We start from the raw sequence: 546 nt of genomic DNA, 5'->3' as shown, positions 1-546 counted from the left end.
AGAGCGCCTAACAAAAGTCAGGATTGAAGGCGACGGAAGAGCATCAGGCAGCAGCCCAGGACGAGGAGGCCGAAGTGGACATCGTCCCGTCGTTCGTCGCGTACGCGCAGGCGGCGCTGCTGGTTCTTCCACGCGTTGGTCCGCTCCACCACCCAGCGATGTCGACCCAGCCGCTGCTTCGACTCGATGCCAGGCCGCGCAATGCGGGCGGTGATGCCGCGCCGCCGCAAGCCCCTGCGGTTCTTGCGCGAAGAGTACGCCTTGTCGGCATGGAGCTTGTCGGGCCTGCGACGGGGACGGCCGCGAGGCTGCTTCACAGCGGGCACGGCGTCCAGCAGAGAGAACAGCTCGTGCGTGTCGTGGACGTTGGCCCCCGTCAGGCTCTCAGCCAGCGGCTGGCCCTGGGCGTCTACGAGAAGATGATGCTTGCTGCCCGCCTTCGCTCGGTCCGTCGGGTTCTTGCCCGTACGGGCCCCCCTTTTGACGCTCGGACCGTCGAGGAGTCGACCGAGACGCGACTGAAGTCCACCTGGCCCCGTTGGCCCA

The 546-nt window shown here is 67.2% G+C and carries 1 protein-coding gene; it reads right to left on the bottom strand.

The annotated features are described in order from the left end of the window. Positions 1-17 precede the first annotated feature (17 nt). Positions 18-546 (bottom strand): IS5 family transposase (locus KY501_RS52925; protein ID WP_373691744.1); only part of this gene is annotated, 529 nt, incomplete at its 5' end.

The organism is Hyalangium versicolor (assembly GCF_020103695.1).
GTDB classification, from domain to species: domain Bacteria; phylum Myxococcota; class Myxococcia; order Myxococcales; family Myxococcaceae; genus Hyalangium; species Hyalangium versicolor.
Note: the sequence above shows the minus strand (reverse complement) of the source record. Positions and strands in the feature narration are given on the sequence as shown.